General features: G+C 71.0%; 12 protein-coding genes and 1 pseudogene. 5 read left to right on the forward strand and 8 right to left on the reverse strand.

The window, feature by feature from the left end:
- Positions 1-30 precede the first annotated feature (30 nt).
- The 7 genes from OG609_RS35660 to OG609_RS35690 form a co-directional block, all read right to left on the reverse strand.
- On the reverse strand, positions 31-456 hold the full coding sequence (locus OG609_RS35660; RefSeq protein ID WP_327276603.1) for a phage tail protein: 426 nt from the start codon (positions 454-456) through the stop codon (positions 31-33).
- Positions 457-517: 61 nt separating this feature from the next.
- Positions 518-3,439, reverse strand: coding sequence for a hypothetical protein (locus tag OG609_RS35665; protein WP_327276604.1), 2,922 nt, complete (start codon positions 3,437-3,439; stop codon positions 518-520).
- Between the two features lie 4 nt (positions 3,440-3,443).
- Positions 3,444-3,602: a DUF6760 family protein gene (locus OG609_RS35670; RefSeq protein WP_003966147.1), complete on the reverse strand. Its 159-nt coding sequence runs from the start codon at positions 3,600-3,602 to the stop codon at positions 3,444-3,446.
- Positions 3,599-4,093, reverse strand: coding sequence for a hypothetical protein (locus OG609_RS35675; RefSeq protein WP_327276605.1), 495 nt, complete (start codon positions 4,091-4,093; stop codon positions 3,599-3,601). The genes OG609_RS35670 and OG609_RS35675 overlap by 4 nt, the downstream gene beginning before the upstream one ends.
- Positions 4,090-4,530, reverse strand: coding sequence for a phage tail protein (locus tag OG609_RS35680; protein ID WP_124720830.1), 441 nt, complete (start codon positions 4,528-4,530; stop codon positions 4,090-4,092). Before OG609_RS35680 ends, OG609_RS35675 begins: the two co-directional genes overlap by 4 nt.
- Positions 4,531-4,569: 39 nt before the next feature.
- Positions 4,570-6,105, reverse strand: a complete 1,536-nt coding sequence (locus tag OG609_RS35685; RefSeq protein WP_327276606.1) for a phage tail sheath family protein — start codon at positions 6,103-6,105, stop codon at positions 4,570-4,572.
- A gap of 651 nt (positions 6,106-6,756) precedes the next feature.
- Positions 6,757-8,049: a COG1470 family protein gene (locus OG609_RS35690; RefSeq protein ID WP_327278293.1), complete on the reverse strand. Its 1,293-nt coding sequence runs from the start codon at positions 8,047-8,049 to the stop codon at positions 6,757-6,759.
- A 241-nt stretch (positions 8,050-8,290) separates the two neighbouring features.
- On the opposite strand from OG609_RS35690, the gene OG609_RS35695 reads away from it, so the two are divergent.
- The 5 genes and pseudogenes from OG609_RS35695 to OG609_RS35715 form a co-directional block, all read left to right on the forward strand.
- Entirely contained in the window at positions 8,291-9,001 is a 711-nt protein-coding gene (locus tag OG609_RS35695; RefSeq protein WP_382901864.1) for a helix-turn-helix transcriptional regulator, read from the forward strand.
- A 205-nt stretch (positions 9,002-9,206) separates the two neighbouring features.
- Positions 9,207-12,359 (forward strand): hypothetical protein, encoded by a 3,153-nt coding sequence (locus OG609_RS35700; RefSeq protein WP_327276608.1) that lies wholly within the window; start codon positions 9,207-9,209, stop codon positions 12,357-12,359.
- On the forward strand, positions 12,356-13,060 hold the full coding sequence (locus OG609_RS35705; RefSeq protein ID WP_327276609.1) for a DUF4255 domain-containing protein: 705 nt from the start codon (positions 12,356-12,358) through the stop codon (positions 13,058-13,060). The genes OG609_RS35700 and OG609_RS35705 overlap by 4 nt, the downstream gene beginning before the upstream one ends.
- The gene (locus OG609_RS35710; RefSeq protein WP_327276610.1) at positions 13,057-15,192 is read left to right on the forward strand and encodes an ATP-binding protein; all 2,136 of its coding nucleotides are present in this window, start codon (positions 13,057-13,059) and stop codon (positions 15,190-15,192) included. The genes OG609_RS35705 and OG609_RS35710 overlap by 4 nt, the downstream gene beginning before the upstream one ends.
- A gap of 230 nt (positions 15,193-15,422) precedes the next feature.
- Positions 15,423-16,001 (forward strand): annotated as a pseudogene (locus OG609_RS35715) (eCIS core domain-containing protein); the annotation flags it as partial.
- Between the two features lie 106 nt (positions 16,002-16,107).
- Here OG609_RS35715 and OG609_RS35720 read toward each other — a convergent pair.
- Entirely contained in the window at positions 16,108-17,997 is a 1,890-nt protein-coding gene (locus OG609_RS35720; RefSeq protein WP_327276611.1) for an APC family permease, read from the reverse strand.
- Between the last annotated feature and the right edge of the window lie 36 nt (positions 17,998-18,033).

Genomic DNA, 18,033 nt, shown 5'->3' on the forward strand with positions numbered 1-18,033 from the left:
CCTGCACCTATTAAGGGATGTGACGGTTCATCAAGACGGCTCCAGGCCCTCGTGTGCGATCTCCAGCGTCTCGATCGCCGCCTGGGAGCTGGCGGGGTCGAAGGACGGCCCCTGCCAGCGGACCGGCACGATGCCGTGCACCTGCCAGCTGATGATGCGGCTGAGGTCCGGACGGAGCGCGACGATCTCGCCGTCCTTGGGCTCGACCCGCTGGATCGTCTCGTTCAGCCACCGCGCGATCTTGAGCGTGTCGGTCGTGACGGGGCGGGTCAGCGTGATGTTGGTCCAGGTGATCCGCCCCGGCAGCTGCCAGGTGAAACCGTTGTTGCCGCCCTCGGCGTACTGCTCCATCTCCACCTCGGCGCCCAGACCCGAGCAGGTGTGGAAGGCCCCCAGGTCACTGCCCCCGATGACGAGCTTGAAGAACACGCTCGTCGCGAAGATGTTGTCCGTCATGTGCTTCTCTTCTTCTCTGCTGTTTCCAAGTGCCGTGCCGTACCCAGTCGTTCGGGCCGTATCAGCGGCGGCCGTCGTACAGCCGTCCGGTACGCTCCCGCCCTCTGCGCATGTCCGCGCGGATCAGCCGGCTCACCGGATCGAGCAGACGACGGGCCAATTCCTCGATGTCCGAACCGGTGACCCGGTTCGCGGCCGGAGCGTCCGCGGTGGCCGAGTCGGCCGATCCGGCCGATCCGGCCGGCCCGGTCCCTCCCGACGGCGTGGCGCGCTTCACCGGGGCCGCCCGCACCGGAACACCGGTGATTCCGGCGTTCGCCGCCGCGCGTTGAAGCACCTCGGCCGCGGACCCGGAGACGCCGGCTCCGGCGGCCGGAGCGGGCGCGCGTTGCGGAACCCGTACCGAAAGGCTCGGAGGTCCGGGAAGGGGAGAACCGACTCCGGCCTCCGGCCCGGTGGCCATGGGAGCGCCGGACTCGGGCACCACCGGCAGCGCCATCCGCTGTACGGGCACGGCGGCTGCTCCCGGCCGGTCCGGTGCGGGCGGATGCGGGCGCACGACCGGAACCGGCTGAGCGGCGGACGGCACAGACGGCACGGGGGGTGCCGTGGAGGGGGCCGCCGACGGGGTCGAGTGTGCGGGTCGTGGTGCCAGGGGCATCGGGCCGGGGCGGCGGGCGGTGTGTGGCTCCGCGGGCCGCTGCTCCGGCGGGCGGGCCTTGGGGCGGGACGGGGGCGTTGTCGCGCCGCCGCGTACCGAACGCTGCACGAGTCGAAGGAGGGAGCCGCCGACCCCCGGTCCGCGACCCGTCCGGTCGGCGCCGGTCCCAGCTCCGGCTCCCGGAACGCGAGCGGGGTCACCGGCGGGCGTCCGGCCCGAGGGCATCCCGCTACGCGTGGTGCCGGGGGACGGGCTCCCGGATACGAGGCGTTGGACGGTGCCACCGGGCGCCGGCCCCTCGGGCGCCGGCCCGGGGCCGGTCGCCCGGGGCCGGTGCGGCGAAGCGGCTTCGGCGGGGCGGGTGCGCGGGTGACGAAGTACTGGCCCGGGTGCGGCACCCGTTGGCGTCCGGTGCTCCCCGGTCCGCGTGCTCCCGGGCCCCGACGACGGCTCATCGGGCCCCGGCTGCTGGACATCACGACGCCAGGTGACTGCCACGACCGGCCGGGATGCGTTCCCTGCCGCCGGCGCCGAAAAGCCCTCGCTGGAGCCGGTGCTCACCTTCAGGGCCCTGCCCGCGAGCAGGGCCCGCGACCGTTGGGCGGCGGGCGCCGGCTCCCCGGCGCGGGCGGCAGGCCCGGATGCCTGCCCCTGCTCCCGCTCCGGGGTGATCCTCCGGACACGTACCGGCGTAGCGGGAGCGGAAGGGGTGGTGATGGGCGTGCTCGCGCGCGTGGCGTCCACTACGCGCTGGACGGCCGCAGGTTCAGGTGCGGAGCCACCGGTCCGAGCAGGAGTGTGGGACGAGCGCACCGGCATCTCGGCGGGCGCGTTCACGGGCTTCGGCATCGGCTCGGCCGGTGCGGAGGGCGGGGGTGCCACAGGCTCGCCCGCCGACGTCTTGACCTGCTGCGGGCCCGTGGTTCCCGCCTGTGCCCGACGGCGGTCACCGAGCAGCGGCGCGTCGTTCTGGAGCCGGGCTGTCGAGGGAAGCGAGGGCAGGGGTGTGCCGATCCCGCCGCGGGCACGAGCCTGCGATCCGAATCCATCGGGCTGTGGCGGCTGCGAGGACCGAGCCTGCGGGGAGCGGGCTTCCGGGGACCGGGCCTCCGGGGCCGAAGGCTGGCGCACCGATGGCTGGCGCACCGATGGCTGGCGCACCGACGGCTGACGCCCCGCTGGCTGCGTCGCCTCCTGCGAAGGCGTGGTCGTCGCCACAGGGGTTGCCGCGTCGGAAACTTGGCGTTGAATCACGGGCATGCCCGCTGCCTGTTGCCCTTCCGGCGCGGACGGGACGACCTCGCTCCGCGTTGCCGGGCCGGAAGTTACGGCTCCGGTGGGCAGTTCCCGCAAGGGCTCGCCAAGTGCGGGTCGCACCGTTGGGGTGGTGGGACGGTCGGTGGTGCGGTCCGGTGGTGGTGCGGCGCCCGGCGGGGCGGCGGGTGCGGCCTCGCCGGAGCCGTCCGGCCGCACGGTCACGGTCTGCTGCGACGCGCCCCGTTGCACCGTGGTGGTGGCAGTGATGGGAGCGGCCGGTGCGGAGGCCGTGGCCGGCAGGATCCCGTCGATGTGCCGCAGCGCCATCGCCGGACGCCGGGCGATGACCAGGGGCGGGGCAGTCCGCCGCGGACGTACGGCCGCGGGCCGGGCCCGCTGGAGCGAGACCGGTGCCGGTGCGGTGTCCGCCGGATGCTGCGGTGCCGACGCGGCGGCCGGGCCCGAAGCGGGACCCGGAGCCGTGGCCGGCGCCGTGCCCCCGGAGGAACGGGCGGACGAGGAGCGGGCGGACGTCGTACCGCTCGACCGTTGGACGGTTGCGGGGCCCGGCTTTCCGCCGGCCCGGCCCCTGCCGGTCGCGTTGCCCGCCATGGCAGTTGTCGGGCCCGCCGCAGGTTCCGCCTCCGCCTCCGCCTCCGTTCCGGTCCGGGCGGCACGCAGCAGCAGCGGTCCGCCGGGAGACTCGGAACGCGCGCCGCCCGGACGGGCGACGCCATGGATGAGACCCACCGGCGCGGACGGCAGTACGGCATGGCCGAGTTCGCTCCCGAACGCGAGGTTCTGCCACGAGGCGAGATCGTCCCTGAACCGCAGTCCGTCACTCACCCCGATCGAGGAGCGGGCGACGGTCACCGCCGGGGGCGCGACCTGCCGCCAGCCACCGTCCCAGTCGCCGTCCCGGCCACCGTCCCGCCGATCGGCTCCGCCGTCGCTCCGATCGGCCTCCGGTTCCGGAGCGTGCCCGGTGTCGGCTCCGGCCCTGTCCCGGGACGGCGTTCCGGGCTGCTGCCGGTCCCTTCGGTGGAACCAGTCTCCGAACCCCACAGGATCACCCGCCTTCGTTGACGCGGGTGTTGATCCGCGCTATCTCCCGCACCCACTGCTGACGCTCGCCGTGGGTGAGGTCGAGAATGTCCTCGCGCTGCCAATGGAAGTGGTAGGCGACGTACGCGATCTCCTCCCGCAATCGGGGAAGTGCGTACGTCACGATTCCCCCAGGCGCCCACCCGAGAGGTCCACCTCGAACGATCCGTGGCACAGCGGACAGGTCACCGCGGCATGCGTGTGGCCCTCGCTGTTGATCCGGCGGTAGAAGTCCTGGAGGAACGCCACATCCGTGGCGTACATCCGCTCGACGACCCCGGCGTGCACATCGGTGATGGTGCCGAGCTGGGTGATCACCTGGCTCAGCAGCACCACGCTCAGGTACGCCGGGTTCTCCTTCACCCGCAGGTCGATCTGTGGGCGCAGCTCGTCCCGTGCCGTCGCGAGCCGCATCGAGCCGCGCCGGTGGACCTGGCCCCCGTCGTCGACGTAACCGCGCGGGAGCTCGAACTCGAACTCCGTACGCAGCTCCAGCTGGTCACGGTCCCGGGCCGAAGGCGGCGCGGGGGCAGCCTCCTGTGCAGCGGGCGGGGTGGCTGCGAGGCTGTCGAGGACTTCGTCGAGCCCGCCCGACGTAACGGTCCTGCGCCTCATTCGACCACGATCTCCTCGAAGGTGATGGTCACCGTCTCGGTGGCGGCACTGGATTCGCCGGCCTTCAGCGAGGGCCCCTCCCACTTACTGGCCCAGCCCTGCATCAGCTGGATGCGCCGGACTGTCTCACCCTTCGAGTCCTTGATCTCGATGGTCAGGTTCTGGCGCGCGGTGTCGACGGCCCCGTTGTTGAGCGTCTCCTTGATCCATTTGGTGAACTCACTGCTCTTGTCGAGTCCGCGGGTGATCGTCACCTCGCCCGCCTGACGCGCGCCGGGCTGCTTGCGGATGATCTGCTTGCCCTCGGCCGTCACTTGACGGACCTCGACGACTTCCTCCTCGACGGTCAGGCCGCTGATCTCTTGGATCGACTCGACGAGATAGCCGCCGAGCTGCACGCCGAAGACGTGGGTGGAAAGAGCGTCGCCCTCTGCCATGACTCTGTGTCACCTGTTCCGTTTGGGGACCCTGCTGGGTCACTCGTTGACGAGGCTGGTGCTGTCGGAGAACTGCGCGAGACGGAAGACCACGAACTCCGCGGGCTTCACCGGGGCCACGCCGATCTCGCACACGACCTGGCCGAGGTCGATCGACTCCTGCGGATTGTTGTCGCGGTCGCACTTGACGTAGAACGCCTCTTCGGCCGTGCGGCCGAAGAGGGCGCCCCGGCGCCACTCCTCGGTGAGGAAGGCGGTGACGTTGCGCCGGATGCTCGACCACAGGCGGTCGTCGTTCGGCTCGAACACCACCCACTGGGTGCCCAGGAGGATCGACTCCTCCAGGTAGTTGAAGAGGCGGCGTACGTTGAGGTAGCGCCAGGCCGGGTCGGACGAGAGGGTACGCGCGCCCCAGATCCGGATGCCGCGCCCGGGGAAGGCGCGCACGCAATTGACACCGATCGGGTTGAGCAGGTCCTGCTCGCCCTTGCTGAGGCGGATCTCCAGGTCCAGCGCACCGCGGATGACCTCGTTGGCGGGGGCCTTGTGCACACCGCGCTCACCGTCGCTGCGCGCCCAGACACCGGCGACGTGGCCGCTCGGCGGCACCAGGGAGTTCTGGCCGGTCGCCGGGTCGAAGACCTTGAGCCACGGGTAGTACACGGTCGCGTAGCGCGAGTCGTAACCGGCGTCGTCGTTGCGCCAGGTACGGACGCGCTGGGCGTTCATGCCCGGCGGGGTGTCCAGGACGGCGACCCGGTCGCCCATCTGCTCACAGTGCGAAATCACCGCCAGCTGGACGGCCTTGACGCCCTCGGCGTCGATGTCCCCGCGCTGGTAGGCGCTCATCAGGTCCGGGACGGCGACCATGGTGATCTCGTCGATCGCTTCGAGACCCGCGAACCCCGTACGGGCGGCGGCGTCGCCGACGTACTCGGCCGGGTCGAGCCGTGCGACACCGGCTCCGGGGGTGGCGGCGGTGGCGGTGGGCGCGAGGGAGAGGGTCTGGTTCTCGGGGCGGGTCGGGGTCGCGCCAGGCTGCTCGGTGACCTGGATGAGCTTGGACTGGCGGGTCTGGGCGACCAGATAGCCCTTGACGTTCTTGCGGGTGGAGACGTCGTAGGTCTCCACCACCTTGCCGGCCTGCCGCACCAGCAGCCGGAACCGGTCCTCCGGGGGGTTCTCGCCCTCGGCGTCGGCGACCTCCACGGAGAGGTCTCCACTCGTACCGGGCCGTGCGGAGACCAGGAAACCCCCGATGGCGGTGGGCGGGGCCGCTTCGGCGGCGGATCCCTGCCCCGAGTCCTGTGCGGGGCCACCGATGCGCACGATGTAGGCCGCGCCGCCGCCGTTGGCGAAGTAGCCGTAGACCGCGGGCGTCAGGTATGTGTCGGCGGTGAAGGTACCGAAGGTCTGGACGTACTGGTCCCAGTTCGTCACCAGCGTCGGCTGGTGGAAGGGGCCGGTTTCCGCGAAACCGACGAAGGCTGCGACCGCGGTGCCGACTCCCTCGATGGGCCGCGCTCCGGACTGCACCTCCTCCACGTATACACCGGGGGTGAGGTACGACGGCATGCTCGCTCCTTCGCGTGGTCGTTCGTTCGCCGTCGAGTCTTCCTCGGCGGCTGTGGCGGACAGTAGGTCTCAAAGTCCTGGACATGGGGCAAGGGTGCTGCCTTCCCAGGCACCCGTGGGACGGGAAATGCTTCCCCCTGCGGACCGGTGGCGGCGGTCGCCGCATTTCCCCGTTCGCTCGCGTGACGAGAAGGTGTACTCCGGCTTTACGGAAGGATCCGCCGTTCCGCCGGCAGGGGACTCGACGGAAATGCGGATGCCCGGCTTCGATGAATGCCGGCGCGTGCGGTCCCGCGTCCGGCATTCCCGGAGTTGCTCGCCGACGTCCGCGGCGGCCGGGGAATTGATGTCTGATCGACGGAAATCGGCCAGAATTCACCGTGGGCGGACAGACCCTGACCATCCGGTCGGGCACCGGTGACCGGATCCGGTCCTTGACTGCCCCGCCCGGCCCTTTCCGCGTTCCCCGAAGGGTCCGCGACCGGAAAGTCCTCGCCCGCTGCCGGTGCCACGCAGAACCCGGCAGGTCTAGACCTCTAATGTGTGCAGGAGAAGGAAACTGCCAGAGATCGGCAAGCCGGGTTTCACTCGGCCGGGATTTCTGCTGTTCTCATCCCCTGTGGGGGAAGCGGGAGGCCAGGCGCTTTGTTTCTACGGTGCGAGATCGCTCAGCACACCGCTGACATTGAGCACCTGGTGACATTCGGAAGCCTGAGTTCCGGTCGCCGGCGTGCCAGGTTTGGCACAGGTCACGGACGCGGTGACCGTGTCGTTCTCCTGAATCTCGATGGGGGTGACCCAGTGGTAGTCCTGGTTGCGGAAGGTCTCCAGAGCGATGGTGGTGATCTTCCGTTCCCCGAAGGAGAAGGTCAGTACTCCCTCGTCGCCCTGGAAGTTCGCCACCACGATGTCCGTGATACCGAATACCTTCCCCTTCGGAACCTGGTACGTCCCCTTCTTCTTGGCCCCGGACCCGGTCTGCACATCGATCGTCGCCGAGCTCTGCTGGGTACCCCCCGATCCCCCGCCCGTTCCCGAGCTGGAACCGCCCGATCCGGAGCCTCCGGACGCGTTCGGCTTGCCCGTACCGTCCCCCTGCCCCTGGTTCTTCCCCTGATCGCCCGTGCCGCCCGCCGTTGTCGCACCCTGTTGCTCGTGGCGGGGCGTCTTCTCCTGTGCGGCTTCGTTCGCCGCCTGCTTCGCGGTGCTCCGCACCGCGGGCCTGACCAGCGCGAACCACGCGAGCAGCAGCGCGAGCAGCGCGGCCAGGACGATCAGCAGCCACTTGGGCAGCACCGGCAGTTGCGCGAACTCACCCGTCAGCGTCTCGGGCCGGCCTGGCTGCTCGCCGTCGGTGTCCCGTTCGGCGCTTTCGGCGGCCTCGACCTCGAACGGCCAGGCGACCGGCTCGCCGAACCAGATGAGTTTCCGGGCCCGTACCCGCAGGCGTACCTCGGCGGACTCGCCCGGTTCCAGGCGCCGTTGGCCCGGAGTGAAGGCCAGGCGGAGTTCCTCCCCGGCCTGCTTACCGGTGAGGGCGACATCGACCGCGGTGTTTCCCTTGTTCTGCACCGCGGTCCTGAACCGGGAGCCCAGCCAGCCGCGGCGTCGGCGCGGGTCCAGCTCCGCCCGGAGCTCGTGAAAGGGCTCGACGACCACCGTGGCCTCGGGGACCACCACCGACTCGGGGTGCTCCGCGGGCAGAACGCGGACACCCAGAGGTATCTCTCCGGCCCGGACCTCGTGGGACCGGGGCGGCGCGAGCCGGACGGTCACCACCTCGGAGGTGCCCGGATAGAGGGACACGCGCGCCGGTTCGACGGTGCTCCACGCGGCGCAATCGCCGACCACTTCGAGCGTGTAGGCCTCGACGATGTCGCCGTCGTTGCGCACGGTCAGGGTCGTCGTCGCTTCAGCGCCGGGCGACACCGTCACCGTGGGCATTTCGAGTTCGGCAGATGTGGTCACGATGCGACGTTAAGCCGCCCGTGCGGTTCCGCAGCAGAGACGCGAGGGCAACAAGCGGGCAGGGGTGGTGCCCCGACGGCACAACGGCACCGTGCCCTCGCGACCCCTCCCCGGGCCCGATCCCCCTGCCGGGGGCCGGTGCGGTCGAGAACGGCAACAGGCATATCTGACGGAAGTATCCGAGGAAGACAGGCACGGAACGATGACGACGACGGACATGAAGAACAGAGCAGCGGAACGCGGCCAGTACCGCAGGCCCGCTACATCGGGGCGCTCCGCCGAGGGCAGCGCAAAGAACGCCCCCGGAGGCAGGATCTCCGTGGCGGTGTACGCGGAGGACCTGATCCTGCAGACCGGCGTGGTTCACCAGTTGCGCCTGCGGCCCGAGATAGAACTGATGGCGGAGGCCGAGGCCGACCGGGCCCAAGTCTCCTTAGTGGTAGTGGACATGGTGGACGAGCCCACCGTCCAGCTCCTGCACCGTCTGCAGCGCAACACCGCGACCCGCACCGGGCTCGTCGTCGGTTTCTTCGAATCGGGCGCGCTGCAGACCATGATCGAGTGCGGCGTGGCCGCCGTGCTGAGGCGCGGGGAGGCCGACCAGAACAGTCTCGTCCACATGGTGACGGCGATGGCGAAGGGTGAAGGCGTGCTGCCGGGCGACCTGCTCGGAAAGCTCCTCGACCATGTCAGCGGCCTCCAGCGCACCGTTCTCGACCCCCGGGGACTCTCGCTCTCCACCCTCACGACGCGGGAGGCGGAGATGATCAGGCTGGTGTCGGAGGGCTTCGGCACCGCGGAGATCGCGCAGAAGACCTCGTACTCCGAACGCACCGTCAAGAATGTTCTGCACGAGGTGGCGACACGGCTCGAACTGCGAAACCGGGCCCATGCCGTCGGCTACGCAATGAGGCACGGACTCATCTGAGTCCCGCCACGGGCTCCCGTGCGGACGACATAGGGACGTCGCCGCGCGGGAGCGTGCGGGCGCTCCGGGAAGAGACGCCGGGGAGGGGCCGCCGCAAAGGGCAGCCGCTCCTTCCCCCGCTTCGGGTACTCCGGGGCCTGTCTTCGGCCCCGCGCGAGCGCGATGCTTGTGGTGGAGAGTCGTCAACCAGACTGTGAGGTGGGCCGTGACCGGCACTGCTGGCCCGGCGAGACATACCCGGCTGGGCCGACTGACAAGCGCCGTGGTGCTGTTGGCGCCCCTGCTGGTGGTGGGATCCGCGTCCGCCCCTCGGAGTGCGCCGAGACTCGCCGCGGCGGCGGACGAAGGGCCGGCGGATGCCGGGCGCATCGCCTACGCCGGCACCGAACACCGCAGCCTCGGCCGGGTCTCCGATCAGGCCACCAGTGCCCCGCTGTTCGGTCCCGGACCGGCCCACTACGACCAGGACCCCTCCGCACGCGGTGAGGTGCTGGTCTTCACCAGCCTGCGCGACAGCGTGCGACCGCAGGTGTACGTGCGCGATGCGGGCGGAGCGGTGCGCAAGCTCACCATCGGCCGGGACGCCGCACACCCCGAACTCTCCCCGGACGGACGGACCGTGGTGTTCGACTCCGCGGAGCGGGGGCCGGGTGATGTGGTCCAGCGTGACCTGTGGAGCGTCGGGATCGACGGCTCCGGCCTGCGGCGGCTGACGGACACCTCCAACAACGAGACCTCCCCGACGTTCTCCCCGGACGGCTCGCGGATCGCGTACTCCTGTGACTCCGGTCCCGGGCGGAGCGGGCTGATATACGAACGGGCCGTGGCCGGCGGCGCGGCGAGGGTGATCAGTGACGGTCCGCCCGGCGACGCGACCGAGCCGGAGTGGAACCCGGTGGACGGCGACTCCCACCGCGCTCTTGTCGCGTACACCCTCACCACGGACGAGACGACGGGACCCCGGCTCCGGGTGACCGAGGGTGTCGGAACCGACCGTCCCCTGCTGGCCGGTGTCCAGGCCGGCTGGCGCACCCGCTCGGCCGCCTGGCTGCCGGACGGAAACGGCCTGATCTTCCTCAGCCCCGACACGACCTGCGGGTGCAAGGACTACGACCACGTCTACCGGACGACCGCCTTCGACGGGACCGAGCCGAGCCTGGCGCTCGGCGAGGACCGTGCGGTCGAATCGCCCACCTGGCTCGGGCCCGCGGACTCCGGGACCGTCGTGGTGGCACGGCGGACCTCCCGCGAGGCGAACGACGTGACGCTCCAGGACGTCAGGCAGGACGGTTCGGACCCGCGGGACCTCGGGCGCTCCATCCTGAAGGAGGACCCGGCGGCCAATACGAACACCGACCCCGCCAAGGACCCGCTGTTCAATCCGGCGGACGCCTACGACCCTTGGACCGAGCGGCAGAACTACACACCGGACGGCAGGCGCATCGTCCTGACCCGCTTCGAGGGTCCGGAGAAGGAGCGCGTCGAGCGGATCTGGCTGGCCGACGCCGACGGGACCCACGAGGCAGCGATGCCGCTCGCCGGGCGCGGTCCCCGTGACTGGGACACCGACCCCACGTTCTCGCCCGACGGCACCAAGCTGGCGTTCACCAGGACCTCTCCCGGCAGGGTCGACGGGCAGCCGGGGCCGAGCAGCATTCTCATCGCGGATGCCGTAACAGGGGCGATCGAAGGCAGGATAGTTCCGCCGGAAGGTCAGTTGGCAGGAGGTGACGCGCAGCCGACCTGGTCGTCGGACGGAACCACCCTCGCGTTCACCCGCAACCACGTGATCCGGGGCCTGGGCGGCATCAAGCACGTCTGGACCGTCCCGGTGGCGGCGCTCGACCAGCAGCGGGACCTCAGCGTCACCATCTGCCCCGGTGAATGCAAGAAGATCGACGACAGCCCCGCCTTCTCCCCCGACGGCAGCTCGCTCGCTTTCAACCGGAAGGACGGCGGCGGCCAGGTCAACGAGCGCGCCGGAATCGTCGTGACCTCCCTGACCGGCGGCGAGTGCCGGGTCGTGCTTCCGTCCGTCCAGCGGAACAACCCCGACGCATGCCATCAGGACATCCCCGACACCTCGCGGACCGGGCCCTTCCAGCCCCGCGACGTGGCCTGGTCGCCGGACGCGGGACGGCTGGTGCTGAGTTCACGCAGAGCGCTCGCGCCGAACTCCCCTGAGCAGCTGTCCGTGCTCGACCTCTCTTCCGGCACGCTGACGCCGTTCGGCGACAGACTCACCGGGCGGCAGAAGGAGCCCGCCTTCCAGCAGTCGGTCGACCTGTCCCTGACCGCACCGCCCACCGGACCCGCGGTGGAGGTCGGTTCCTCCGTATCGGTGACGGTCACCGTCACCAATCGGGGTCCCGCACCCTCGCCCGGCACCATGCTCACCGTCGACGCCCCGCCCGGCGTGCGCCTGGAGGAGCTCACCACCCCGGCCGGGCCCTGCGCCGCCGGGTCGCCCCAGTGCGACCTGGGCGTGCTCCGGCCCGGGACCAGTGTGGAGGTCACCGCTCGGCTCACCGGCGTGACGACGGGAGACCAGCGGATCGGCTGGTCGGTCACCGGAGCCGTGGTCGACCCGAACCCCACGGACAACGCCACCGGGACGACCATCCCGGTCCAGGACGTGCCTGAGACACCGACGCCCACCCCGTCTCCTACGACCTCGCCGCCCCGGCCTCCGGCGCCCCAGCCGCCCGAACCCGAGGCGGGGCCCGGCGTCACGGTGCGGGCCCAGCCCAGCCCCGGTTTCGTCGGAGGCCGGGTCGTGGTGACGTACACCGTGCGCAACGGCAAGAACGCGCTCGCCACCGGCCTGCGGCTGAGGCTCGGACTGCCCGAGCGGATCCCGGCGGGTCCGCCTCCGGCGGGCTGCGCAGCCGGGGTGTGCACGCTGCCCGACCTGGCACCGGGAGCCTCAACGGTCGTCCGCGTCGTGCTCAAGCCGGACCGGGCGCTGAGGACGACCATCACCGGAACGCTGACCACGACCGGTACCGACGCCGACACCGGCGACAACGTCTCCAGGATCCCGCTGCGCATCCTCCAACCCCGTATCGTCGCGGTGCCCGCCGTCGGCAAACCCGGGTTCGTCACCTCCGTACGAGGCAAGGACTTTCCGCCCGGAGCACCGGTGACGCTCACCTGGAAGCCCGGGATCACGGCAACCGCACCGCCCGCGGTCCCGCGAGGGGACCGTACGTTCATCGCGCAGCTGCTGATCCTGGCGAAGGATCAGACCGGGCAGCGCACGATCACCGCCGAGGGACCGGGGTTCAGCCCGGTCACCACACCCTTCCTGGTGGTCAGCGGCACCATCGTCCCGCCGGACGAGGTGGGGCGCCGATGATCCACGAAGTGGACGAGGGGCTGCGGCTGTTGCTGGTCGACGCCGGCCTCCAGGAGAGCGGTGTCGACCTGGTCTTCGACGCGCCGACGAAGGACTGGTCCGCCCGGCGCAACGCCCCCACGATCAGCGTCTTCCTCCACGGCATCCGTGAGGATGCGACCCGCCGCCGTACCGGCACGGCCGAGGAGCACGACGACCAAGGAATGGTCATCGGCTGGCGGACCCCGCCGCGCTGGTTCGAGCTGACCTATCTGGTGACCGCCTGGACCAACCGCCCGCAGGACGAACACCGCCTGCTCTCCGAGGTGTTGCGCTGCCTCGTACGATCGGACGTCCTGCCCGCCCGTATGCACACGGGCAGCCTCGCAGAGCTCGGGCTGACCGTGGAGATCGAGGCGGCGGGTCCGGGCACCGACGGGCCGTCCGCCTCGGACGTGTGGTCCGCGCTCGGCGGTGAGCTGAAGGCCGCGATCGACCTGCGTGTGTGGGCACCGCTGGCCGGTGAACGGACTTCCGCCGGCCCGCCGGTCACCGAAGGGCTGGTGGTGAAGGCCGCGCCCGCACGGGACGGCGACGCGGCGGCACCGGGGCGCCGGCTGCGCTACGAGGGGGCGTCCGACCCCGAGGGGCAGGGCTTCGCCGCGGCACGTGAACGGCAGCTGCCGCCCGGTCGGCGCAGGCGCGGGGGCGCGGCTCGATGACCACGACACAGGGCACCCAAGCCGTCCGCGAGCTGCCGGGCACGCCGACGGCGGCCATCGAGGACCTCTGGGAGCGGTTGATCCACGTCGAGCAGCGGGTCAGGCACGCCGTGGCGGCCCGGCGGGCCGTCGACCCGGAACCGGACGATCCGTACCGGGGGCAGTACCTCACCCCCGAGGCAGCCGAGCGGATCGTGGCGTCCCGCGACGCGTTCGCGCCCGTACCGGCGTACGGCTCCGAGCCTTCGCCGCACTCCCCGCCCGGGAGCCGGATCCGGCAGCTCGCCGAGAACTTCGGCCTGATACCGCTGGACGTCGACCTCCTGCTGGTCGCGATGGCCCCGGACATCGACATCCGGTTCGAGCGGCTCTACGGCTACCTCAACGACGACCTCACCCAGCGAAGGCCGACCATCGGCCTGGCACTTGAACTCTGCGGGCTGTCCGCCGCGAGCTCCGGCCGCTTCCGGTTCTCGCCGTCCGCCCCGCTGGTCGCGGGCGGGCTGCTGGAGGTCCGGGAAGCCGACCGCCCACTGCTCTCGCGGGTGCTGCGAGTGCCGGACCGGATCACCGCACATCTGCTCGGCGACGACGAGACCGATGGGAGGCTGCGCGGCCTCGTCCGGGTGGTCGGGCCCGAGGAGGAGCCGGACACGGGACCGGAAGTCCTGCGGGTCGCGGCGGCGTTGGGCACGGGCAGCGGCTTGGTACACCTGCTCGACCGGGGAGGCGACCCCGGCAGACTGGCGGTCGAGGCGCTCCTCGCCGCAGGGTGTCGTGCGCTGGTGGTCGACATCGCTGCACTCGCCGCTGCTCCCGAACCGGCGGAGCTCGTACGGACCCTGGCGGCCGAGGCCCGGCTGAGCAGTGGCGGGGTCGTCCTCGGGCCGCTCGAAGCGCTCGCCCCCGAGCGGCCCGAGAGAGCCGGGCTGCTCGGGGGCCTCTGCGCGGCGGTCAGCGGTACCCCCCTGATCGCGTACGGGAAGAAGAACTGGGACCCCCTGTGGACGAGGGAGAGCCCGGTTCCGGTCCGCGTCCTGCCCCCAGGCCCCGCGGGTGTGGCGCGGCAGTGGCGTCGGGCGCTCGCCGAGGCCGGCACGGCTGTCGGGTTGCCCACCGAGAACGTGCCGGCCGACGAGGGACTCATCGAGGCGACCGCGTCCTACCGGCTCGACTCCGAGCAGGTACGCAAGGCCGCCGCCGTCGCCTCCCGGCTGGCCGTCCTGGCGGAGCGTCCGGTGGACGCGCAGGACCTGCGCACAGCGGTCCGGGGACAGAACGGCGCGGGGCTCGAACGGCTCGCCCGCCGCATCGAGCCTGCGGTCGGCTGGGACGACCTCGTACTGCCTTCCGTGACCCGCCGCCAGCTGTCCGAACTCGCGCTGCGCGCACGCCATCGCGAGCAGGTGCTCGGGCAGTGGCGGATGCGGCCGGGCGGCGGCCGGGGGCGGGGGGTCATCGCGTTGTTCGCCGGTGAGTCCGGCACCGGCAAGACCATGTCCGCCGAGGTGGTGGCGTCGGAGCTCGGCATGGAGCTCTACGTCGTCGATCTGTCGACCGTGGTGGACAAGTACATCGGTGAGACCGAGAAGAATCTCGAAAGGATCTTCGTTGAGGCGTCCGATGTCAACGGCATCCTGCTGTTCGACGAGGCGGACGCCATCTTCGGGAAGCGCTCACAGGTCAAGGACGCGCACGATCGCCACGCCAACGTGGAGTCGGCCTATCTGCTGCAACGGATGGAGTCCTTCGACGGGATCGCGGTACTCACCACCAATCTGCGGGCCAATCTCGACGAGGCCTTCACCCGTCGCCTCGACGTGATCGCGGAGTTCCCCATGCCGGACGCCCAGCAGCGACTGGCCCTGTGGGACCGCTGTCTCGGGACGGCGATCCCACGTGACGCGGAACTCGACCTGGAATTCTGCGCGGGACGCTTCGAGTTGGCGGGAGGGTCGATCCGGGCCTGCGCGGTGACCGCCGCCTATCTGGCGGCGGAATCCGGGAGACCGCTCGGTATGGAGCAGCTCGTCTCGGCCGTTTTCCAGGAGTACCGCAAACTCGGCCGACTGGTCCGGGAAAGCGAGTTCGGCCCTTGGCTGGACCGTGCGCGGGGACGTGACGGAGGTTAGCGCCTCCGGAAAATCTCGGTCGTACCTCTCCCGGCCGACGGTGTGCGCCGGGGATGAGGGTGTGCGTCCCGTAGGCCGGGGGACGCTGCCCTCCGGAACAAGGCCCCTGCCCTGCGAGGCCCTTCTTCCTGTCGAGTGCGCCGATAGGCTCGTACGGGTGAAGCCCACAGGGTGAGCGGTGTCCGATCCGACGTCGTCGCCCCCGGTCGCGGTGGAAGGGGCCAGCAGCTGTGCACGCATACGAACGGTCGGCAAAGGCGGTGCGCCCGGGACCATCGGCGCGAGCGGCCGGACGTGCGGAGTCGGTGTTCCGGCCCGGTCCCGGCCGTCTGACGCCTGCGCGGGCGATGAGCCTGCAGCGCACCATCGGCAACGCCGCCGTGGCGCGCATGGTCGAGGAAGAGGGCGAGCGCAGCGCATTCGGGCCGGAGAACCCGCAGCCCGTCCAGCGCGCCACGGTGCACGCGGTGCTCCGCTCGCCGGGGCGGCCGCTGGACGAACCGGTCCGTACCGAGATGGAGGCCCGTCTCGGCTCCGACTTCTCCGACGTCCGCGTGCACGACGACAGCGCGGCCCGTACCTCCGCGGCGGAAGTGGGTGCCCGTGCCTACACCTCGGGCCATCATGTCGTGATCGGTGCGGGCGGGGCCGACCCGCATACCTTGGCCCATGAACTCACCCATGTCATCCAACAGCGCAAGGGACGAGTTGCGGGCACGGACAACGGTGACGGCCTCAGGGTCTCGGACCCGTCCGACCGTTTCGAACGCGAGGCGGAGGCCAATGCGAGGCGGGCCATGGCCGCTCCTTCGGAGAACACGAAGAGGTCCTCACCGAGGACCTGCGGATAGCACTTCAGCGCTACCGCTCGTTCTTCAACCGCCTGCTCAGTACGTGACCGCAACAACCGCCGCGTCACGTCGTCCTTGACGGTTGTGCAGCCGGTTGGATCCACAGGGGCGGATCCAACAGCCGGAACCGCAGTCGGCAGATCACCGCGTCCGTCTCGTGGCGGACGGCGTGCGCGACGACCGCGCCTCGCTGGTTCTGCAGCAGTCGCTGCCACATGTGGGCCGGTTCGACCTCGGGGATGAGCACGGTGATCCGTACGCCCGGATCAGTGGCCGCCACCTCGCGTACATACGTGGCGACCGGGCGGCCGACCGAACGGCGCTGCGAGGTCACACGCACCAGAGGGACGCCCGGATTCCACAGTGCCCAGTCCCGCTCCAGCGCTTCGGTCCGGATGCGGTCCTCGGCATCGGGGTGGCAGACCGTCACCGCGCGGACCTCGTCGCCGAGGGATGCAGCGGCGGTGAGAGCCTCGCTGGTGAGCCGGGTGAGGGAGGAGACCGGAACCACGACCAGCGAGCGGTCGCGGTGCGGAGGCTCCGGGATGCGGCCGACGCCCAGCCGCTCGCCGATCCTGGCGTAGGCACGATGGACACACTCGAAGCCCGCGACCAGCAACGGCAGGGCGACCACGATCAGCCAGGCACCGTCGTGGAACTTGGTGGCGGTGACCACGACCGCGCTGACCCCCGTCAGGAACGCGCCCAGACCGTTCAGCAACGCCTTGCCGACCCACTTGGGCCCGCGCGCACCGCGCCAGTGGATGACCATCCCGCTCTGGGCGACGGTGAAGCCGACGAAGACGCCGATCGCGAAGAGCGGGACGAGGGTGTTGGTGTCGCCCCCGGAGAAGACCAGGAGCGCGGCGGAGACGGCCGCGAGCGTGAGGACACCGTGGCGGTGGACCTGCCGGTCGGCCTTGAGCCCGAAGACATGCGGCAGGTAGTTGTCGCGAGCCAGCAGCTTGAGCAGCACCGGCAGACCGCCGAACGACGTGTTCGCGGACAGCGCCAGCAGCACCATGGTGGCGAACTGGACGACATAGAAGGCGAGATTGTGCCCGAAGGACGCGTCGGCGAGCTGCGCCAGTACGGTGACGCCCTCGACCGGCTGCAGCCCGAACCGGGAGATCAGCACGGACAGACCGATCAGCATCACACCCAGCAGTGCGCCGAGTGCGACCTCCGCGCGCTGGGCGCGGCGGACGGCTGGGGCACGGAAGGACGGAATGGCGTTGGCGATGGCCTCGACACCGGTGAGCGCCGAGCAGCCTGAGGCGAAGGCTTTGAGGAGAAGCAACGCACCGACTGTGGTGGCGTTGGTGCCGAGTACGGAGGCATGGTCGGCGGCCGCTTCCGTGCTCACCGGGGCGTCGCGGAACAGTCCGACCAGGATGAGGACGAAGATCGCTCCGACGAACACCGCGGTCGGCACGATGAACGCGCGCGCCGAGTCCACGATCCCGCGCAGATTCACGGCGGTGATCAGGATCAGAACAGCGAGGCACAGCCACAAGCGATCGCCGTACAGCTCCGGGAAAGCGGAGGTCAGCGCTGCCACGCCCGCGGTCACCGCGACGGCCACGTTCAGGACGTAGTCCAGAACCAGGGACGCGGCGGCGACCAGGCTGGTGCGGCGGCCCAGATGCGTTTTGGCGACCGCGTAGCTTCCGCCACCGTCCGGGAAGGCGGCGATGACCTGGCGGTACGAGGCCACGAGGACGGCCAGGAGGACGGCGATCGCCAGCGTGACGGGGAGCGTGAAGCCGAGCCCGTGGCCGCCGGCCGCTGCCAGGACCAGAACGATCGCCTCGGGCCCGTACGCCACCGAGGCCATCGCGTCGAGAGAGAGCGCGGCGAGGCCGGTGAGGGTGGTGAGCTTGTGGCGGGCCCCGGTATCGGGGGGTTCCTCGGCACTTGGTGCCGTACCGGGGTCTGAGGTGAGAAGAGACATGTGCTTCGCGGTCCTTTGATCGGGTCCGCTCAGGGT

Origin of the sequence: Streptomyces sp. NBC_01224 (assembly GCF_036002945.1) — a bacterium.
In the GTDB taxonomy this organism is placed as follows: domain Bacteria; phylum Actinomycetota; class Actinomycetes; order Streptomycetales; family Streptomycetaceae; genus Streptomyces.

What these genes read in the sequence shown, in the direction of transcription:
- OG609_RS35705 (WP_327276609.1), top strand. Translation starts at nt 12,356, where the DNA reads ATGATCCACGAAGTGGACGAGGGGCTGCGGCTGTTGCTGGTCGACGCC.
- OG609_RS35720 (WP_327276611.1), bottom strand. Translation starts at nt 17,997, where the DNA reads ATGTCTCTTCTCACCTCAGACCCCGGTACGGCACCAAGTGCCGAGGAA.
- OG609_RS35680 (WP_124720830.1), bottom strand. Translation starts at nt 4,530, where the DNA reads ATGGCAGAGGGCGACGCTCTTTCCACCCACGTCTTCGGCGTGCAGCTC.
- OG609_RS35675 (WP_327276605.1), bottom strand. Translation starts at nt 4,093, where the DNA reads ATGAGGCGCAGGACCGTTACGTCGGGCGGGCTCGACGAAGTCCTCGAC.
- OG609_RS35660 (WP_327276603.1), bottom strand. Translation starts at nt 456, where the DNA reads ATGACGGACAACATCTTCGCGACGAGCGTGTTCTTCAAGCTCGTCATC.
- OG609_RS35685 (WP_327276606.1), bottom strand. Translation starts at nt 6,105, where the DNA reads ATGCCGTCGTACCTCACCCCCGGTGTATACGTGGAGGAGGTGCAGTCC.
- OG609_RS35695 (WP_382901864.1), top strand. Translation starts at nt 8,291, where the DNA reads ATGAAGAACAGAGCAGCGGAACGCGGCCAGTACCGCAGGCCCGCTACA.
- OG609_RS35710 (WP_327276610.1), top strand. Translation starts at nt 13,057, where the DNA reads ATGACCACGACACAGGGCACCCAAGCCGTCCGCGAGCTGCCGGGCACG.
- OG609_RS35690 (WP_327278293.1), bottom strand. Translation starts at nt 8,049, where the DNA reads ATGCCCACGGTGACGGTGTCGCCCGGCGCTGAAGCGACGACGACCCTG.